Origin of the sequence: Pseudopedobacter sp. (assembly GCF_040392825.1) — a bacterium.
In the GTDB taxonomy this organism is placed as follows: Bacteria; Bacteroidota; Bacteroidia; order Sphingobacteriales; family Sphingobacteriaceae; genus Pseudopedobacter.
On sequence record NZ_JBEBVH010000016.1, the window covers coordinates 21758 to 28691 of the forward strand.

A 6934-nucleotide genomic window follows, 5' to 3' on the forward strand; every position below is an offset into this window, starting at 1 on the left:
CGACCTGTAATTATTAACACTTTGAATGAAGTATTAGTTTAATAAATGAATGCTCTTGTGTATCTTTAAATACAATTAATAAAATTTGCTTTTTCTGATTATTTGTTACTATTATTGTTGTTTTAATAAATGAAATTATTTCTTTGTCTTTTCTCGTTTTGGACGATAAGCCTGGTTTGCTTAGCACAAGCCCCGCCCAGATCTACCCAATATATCTTTAATAATTATTTGATTAATCCGGCTATAACTGGCGTAGAGAGCTACATGGATTTAAAGATGGGATACAGGCAGCAATGGAGTGGGCTCGAGGGTGCCCCAGTGACAAGTTATGTTTCTTTTCATGCACCTGTAGGTAACGAATACATAAGAAGGTCTGTAAATTCTTTTGGAAGTCAGGGCGAAAATCCAATGAGCCGGTCTTATGTAAATAATTACACTGCTGCAGACCCTCATCATGGAGTTGGTTTTCATGCGCTCTCGGACAAAGCTGGGCGCATAAGGCAAACAAATGTCAATGCGACATATGCTTATCATATTGGCCTTTCACAAGAGTTAAATCTTTCTTTAGGTGTATCCGCAGGTTTTTCTTCTTTAAATATTGATGTAGAAAATGTAAAAGTTACAGATACTTCAGATCCTTTGCTTGCGGCTGATTACAATAACAGGATAAGACCTGATCTTGGTGCCGGATTATGGCTTTATGGACCAAGATATTTTATAGGCCTTTCTGCCAGACAATTATTAGGAAATAGAGTAAAAATTCAGAATTATGAACAAAAAACGTTATTATATCAGAACGCGCATTTTTATGGTACAATAGGCTATAAGTTCTTTTTAATGGATGATATTGCTTTAATCCCGTCTTCACTTATAAGTTACTCTTCTATGTCTCCATTAACATTAGATGCAAATTTAAAGATGGCTTTTAGAGATATAGTTTGGTTAGGTGCTGGTTTTAGGAACAGTGATTCTTATTCTTTACTTGCGGGTTTCAATGTACTCTCTTTGATAAATCTTAGTTATTCTTACGATGTCAATGTATCAAGACTAAGGAGTGTCCATAGTAATACTCATGAAATCGTATTGGGGATTTTACTCAATAACCGGAATGAGGTAAGTTGTGCACAATTTTAAGTAGATAATCTAAATTAATTGCCCTTCAATTTTTCACCAAAAGATCTTTATAAAAGTAGGTAGAGGTAAAAAATCATTATACAATTAACAAATAAAATAGCAAAAAATCACCTGCTATCACATCGCCTAAGGGAGCTTTGAATGTCTTGCTTTAACAACCTAAAACAAGACTTTTTTAAAATATTCCTATCAATACCAGATTGAATGAAACAACTTCTATTTACCTCAATAAGGTTAGACTACCCGCCAAAGGCACACAATCTGCTCTTAGATCAATTTTATAATAATAAACTCCGGCTGGTAGTTCTTTTCCTCTAAAGGTTCCATCAAAAGGTTTGTCGTACGAACCAATAGATTCATAAACTAGCTGCCCTTCCCTGCTATATATTTGTATTAAAATATCTGTGTTCTCTGGTAAACCCATAATCGTCCATCTATCATTCTTGTAATCTCCATTAGGCGACATGGTATTCATAATATCCAGATTATCATTTGTAACCTCTATGTGCCAGGGACTAAAATCACTTACACAGCTTCCCAATTTACGCCTTAACAGATAATCTCCAGATTTAGCTACCTTAAACAGAATTGTACCATTATCACTTTCCAATATTGGATTTGCCAGAGTATCTTTAAAAAGCTGGTAGGTGCCTTCTTCAGGACCTATTACTTTCAGCATAATTTCTGTAGCATAACACACCCGCATATCATTAATCACAGGTGCCGCTAAAGGAAAAGGGTAATCGTTTACTGTATATTCTTCACTGGTGAAAGTGCCGCAGCTTGTCCTGTCGGTAGCAACCAAACGATATTTTCCTGCACCTACATTGATAAGATCTCTGGTATATTGTACAGCTTCGCCAGCCTCGTTGATCCATTTATAATTATAAGCCGGAACACCTCCAATTACTTCTATCCCTATAACAGATCCTCTTTTTAAGGTACAACCGTCGTCAATAACCTTTGCACTTGCAGGAACAATCTTTAGTAGGGGAGTATCTTCTATATTGTATGGACCAAAAACAGTCTCACAGTTATTAATATCATAAGCATAAAAAGTATATTGTCCCGGAGCCAGATCTTTAAGCTCTTTATTGGTTCCTGACAGTAAATCTCCAGATTCATTTCTCCACTCAAAACGAATAGGAAATGCAGATGTATAATTAAGCGTAATACTTCCATTATTTAGTCCGCAGGTAGCTGCATTTCTTGAAGGTGTAAGACTATAGACTTGTGGAGGAATTTGGTTAATGATAAAAGACATTGAACTTTCACACCCTGTAATATTATTTTTTGCTACAAGCCTGTAAGTTCCTGGTGCCTGGTCTTTTAACTCTAATGTCATTCCGGAAGAATAAGGCCCCGTTAATATACTTTGATTATTTGGACCGAACCATTCGAATGTGTTTGCTTCTGTAATAGTAATGTTAGAAATTGCTCCTACTGTTTTATTACAAGTTACTGGAGTAATAATTCCCCCGCTAATCTTTACGGAATTATAAATAGAAATAAATAATGGATTGCTCTTTACAGGAGAACAATCTCCCTGATCTGTCACTTGTAATATATAATACCCACTTTCTACATTTTCCAAATCTAAAGCTTCACTAACTACAGTGGTTCCCTGCTGGCCAGTTAGATTATTATAAGTAAACCATTTATAAGTTACTGTACCAACTCCTGGAGTAACCACAATTCCTTTAATACTACCATCACTGAAACCACATGCGGCAGCAGTTGCCTTCATGTTACCAGTATTGATAACTGGTGTTGGTCTTTTTACTATAGTAACCGGGTCTGAGAATTCTACACAGCCAGCATCATCTGTAACTCTTGCTCTATAAGTTCCTTCTGGCATGCTAACGTTTTGACCAGACTTGACAACTGCACCGGTATTATCAACCCAGTCATATCTTATTGTTCCTTTTCCTCTTAATGTAGTAGCTGCAAAAGAGAAAATCACCTGTCCACAAACCGGTACAGGTGCGTTTACTATGGGTTTTGTAAGTTTCTGGTCCGTAATAGAAAATTGATGAGTTATTTCACTGCATCCATCAGATATTTTTAATTCATAGGTACCTACAGACAAATCGGCTATAGATTGGTTATTACTTAAAAATCCCGCAGAACCATCATTCTCTATTTTATACCAGTTAAAAGTAATTCCTTCTCTTTCTTCCGATATTGTAATGCTACCATCGCCTTTACAAGTTACGGGAGTAACCACTGCTTCATTAATTAAAAGCCCCCCAGTGGAAAATGGAGAAGTAACGGCAGTAGGTAGACTAGCAGTAGCAGTTACTTTTCCGTTAAGCATTCCATCATAAGACCATCGGCCATCATTCCCCGCTCTTACAGTAGCAAAATAGGTTTTACCCTGACATTTGCCTAATGTGCAGTTCTCGTCTATATAGAAAAGTTCTACTTCTGAATTAGGGCTGGCTTTACCAGAAATATGATCTGTACGTATTTTAAGTACCTGAATATACGCCTGCTGTGCTACCGATGCTTTTCCTATGGCAAATACTTCATTACAAAACATACTATTTCTGGTAATTTTTATAGGGAAGGAAGATGTAGTTTCTATGCCAAATCTATTATAACCAATAATATTCGCGTCAGCATCTGCTGTACCTCCAATTGTTCCCTGGGCATTTGTAGCTATTGAAATACCACCATTATTTGATAGATTTTTCGTATCCAAGCTACCTGTTCCAATTTTATTTTCAGTGATTAGGAAGGATGCGTTGGAAATAGAAATTGCCCAACTCCGTTGACCAGAAATTATATTTTTAAGAATATTAATATCAATCTGGCCATTAACTCTTATCCCATACATTTCTATAGAAGAAGATTGATTAAATATGGGAAGTGCTTTATAATCGATAGTCCCGTCATAGTTGGTTCCTATGTTATTTTTAATAATGTTAACGGAAGGTCGGGTAAGATTTGTGAAACCATTTGACCTGTTAATCTGAATATTTATGGCATTAGCTGCAATAGTATTTCCTTCGTCGGACTGGTCGCCTCCGATATTAAGATTGGTATCGTAAAGATCTGCGATAATACCATTAAAATTAGAACGTGGTGAAGTACCATTATCCATTACACCTATCAGATTAGATTGAATTTTGATGTTAGCTAAGTCAGGGTTATTGGTATAATATGAAGTATTTCTTATAACTATCCCGTTCACGTTACCGGCTATCACGTTACCTTTTCCGGGAGTACCTATAGTGACGTTATTTACACGGTAATCTATAACAATACCGGAGCCCTGGCTATTGTTTATTGTTTGCAAATTGACAATATTCGCGAAATTTCTGATAAACAAGCCATATATTTCTATATCTGCTGTTTCGGTATAAGTGCCAGATAGATAAGAACCAATAATCAGACCCGAGAAATTTGCAGGAGTAAATTCTGGTTCAATAATAATTCTTGCGCCGGATACACCTAATTTAGCCCAATTACTTTGTGTGCTGCCGTCAATAATTACTCTGGATGAAACTCGTGGCAACTGGCTTCTTAAGCGTATAGTTCTATTATTAAGATCACTACCATCTCCGGGAAGATTAAAATTTATGTAATCAGTCTGAGCTGTACCGTTCAATTCTGCTTTTTGAAGTGCATCTCTCAATGTTCCTGCACCACTATCTTCTTTACTTGTAACAACAAAAGTTTCAGAAAATGACTGGGATACATTTAATATAAAAAGAAAAACTGCTAATAAGAGTTTACGGTACATTGCTACTTATATATAATAAATACAATTTTACTTAAAAACTTAAATATATGCAATGCAATGGTTAAGTTAAACAGAAATATTTATACTCATAAATTAAGACAATAACCAACGAAAATGATTTGATTTCAGATACCGGCTAATTCGACGGATAGTATAATAAAAGACATTTTATCTGAATACCCTTCACCTGATACAATAAAGACCTAATAACCTGCGACTGTATCATCACCTCTGGGATCTGCACCTCCCTGGTATCCATTTTCTGTTTTTAATATAGCATCTACACGCCCGATATTTCCACGATGTGTTAGCTGATAGCCTTTTTGCTGCAACTTAATTTTTGTTTCAACATCAAATACATCTTTTTCTGTAAAAACTGTATCTGGGAGCCATTGATGGTGAAAACGTTTTGAAGTTACAGCCTGTTGCATGTCCTGACCAAATTCCAGTACGTTTAAAATTGTCTGGAATACAGAAGTGATAATGGTTGACCCTCCGGGTGTTCCTACTACCATATATAATTTCTTGTCCTTTTCTATAATAGTCGGCGTCATAGAACTTAACATTCTTTTTCCGGGTGCTATAGCATTTGCAATACCCCCTGTTACTCCAAAAGCATTAGGGCTACCGGGCTTAACGGAAAAATCGTCCATTTCGTTATTGAGCAAGAATCCTGCTCCTTTTACCACCACTTTTGACCCATAAGCCAGATTAATAGTAGTTGTTACAGAAACAGCATTTCCATCTGCATCCACAATAGAGTAATGAGTAGTTTCTTCGCTCTCCTTTCCTACCAACCTTCCTGGTTTTACTGCCGAACTTGCTGTAGCATAATCCCACGAAAATGTTTCCATTCTTTTCTGCTGATAAGCATAATTCAGCAATTGTTCTTTAGGTACAGTATAAAAATCGGGGTCACCTAAATATTCAGAACGGTCTGCATAAACCCTTCTTTCTGCCTCTACAATCAGCCTTACAGTAGAATCCCGATTATGTCCCCATTTTGAAATGGGATAAGGAGCAACTGCATTTAACAATTGTACCAGCGCAATTCCTCCGCTTGATGGTGGTGGCATAGTAATGATCTTATATCCTTTATACATTCCTGTAACAGGTTTTCTCCACGCTGATTGATATTCGAAAAGGTCTCTTTTGGTGATTAAACCGCTTCCTCGCTTCATTTCCGCAACAATATAATCTGCAACTTCACCTTCGTAAAAACCTGCTCTACCTTTATCTCTTATCTGCATAAAAGTATTAGCCAGTTCTGTCTGAATCAGTAAATCCCCGGCTTTCCATTCCGTTTCTTTCACCAATGCTGTCCCCAAAGGATTAAATTGTTTTAGCGATGCTTTTATCTCGTTTAGCTCTTTTGCCTGCTGTGCAGTAATTGGGAATCCGTTCTTTGCCAAATCAACCGAGGGCTCTACCAGCTCTTTCCAGCTCAGCTTCCCATATTCTTTATGTGCTCTTACCATTCCATCTACAGTACCCGGAACGCCCGGCGCTAAATGCCCATAAAGACTTTTGTCTTTTATCGGATTGCCCGATTTATCCAGATACATATCTCTATGTGCTTTTAACGGTGCTTTCTCTCGATAGTCCAAAGCATTTATATTACCCCTATTATCTCGGTACACCAAAAAACCACCACCGCCAATATTTCCCGCATTTGGATATACTACAGCCAAAGCAAACTGTACCGCCACTGCAGCATCAATAGCATTTCCTCCTTTTTTTAATATTTCAAGGCCAACTTTTGATGCTGCAGGATGTGCCGATACGACTACTCCGTTTTTATAGTAGGTTGTTTTTTCCGATTGTTGTGCGCATATTAACTGTTGATAGGATACTGTTACAATTAATAATATGCAAAAAAATTTTCTCATTGAATTTATTTGTATTTCATCAATTTAAAAATCAATATTAAACAAAAGCACTAAACCCGGTAATAGCTCTACCAACAATTAAAGAGTTAATTTCTTTTGTTCCTTCATAAGAATAAATTGCTTCTGCATCAGCCACAAAGCGAGCTACATCATATTCCAATAA

At 36.6% G+C, this 6934-nt stretch carries 3 protein-coding genes; 1 reads left to right on the forward strand and 2 read right to left on the reverse strand.

The genetic code is table 11. The features are described from left to right. The first annotated feature begins 129 nt into the window (after positions 1-129). Complete coding sequence (locus tag ABWO41_RS02275) at positions 130-1134, forward strand: PorP/SprF family type IX secretion system membrane protein (protein ID WP_353132791.1); 1005 nt, start codon at positions 130-132, stop codon at positions 1132-1134. A 220-nt stretch (positions 1135-1354) separates the two neighbouring features. On the opposite strand, the gene ABWO41_RS02280 is transcribed toward ABWO41_RS02275, so the two are convergent. Both ABWO41_RS02280 and ggt read right to left on the reverse strand, forming a co-directional pair. After that, positions 1355-4882 carry a T9SS type B sorting domain-containing protein gene (locus ABWO41_RS02280; RefSeq protein ID WP_353132794.1) on the reverse strand — a complete coding sequence of 1176 codons (3528 nt, stop codon included), beginning with the start codon at positions 4880-4882 and terminating at the stop codon, positions 1355-1357. Positions 4883-5085: 203 nt separating this feature from the next. Beyond that, positions 5086-6771: a gamma-glutamyltransferase gene (gene ggt, locus ABWO41_RS02285; protein WP_353132797.1), complete on the reverse strand. Its 1686-nt coding sequence runs from the start codon at positions 6769-6771 to the stop codon at positions 5086-5088. Positions 6772-6934 lie beyond the last annotated feature (163 nt).

Coding starts and splice junctions, on each gene's coding strand:
- ABWO41_RS02275 (WP_353132791.1), top strand. CDS start 130: ATGAAATTATTTCTTTGTCTTTTCTCGTTTTGGACGATAAGCCTGGTT.
- ABWO41_RS02280 (WP_353132794.1), bottom strand. CDS start 4,882: ATGTACCGTAAACTCTTATTAGCAGTTTTTCTTTTTATATTAAATGTA.
- ggt (WP_353132797.1), bottom strand. CDS start 6,771: ATGAGAAAATTTTTTTGCATATTATTAATTGTAACAGTATCCTATCAA.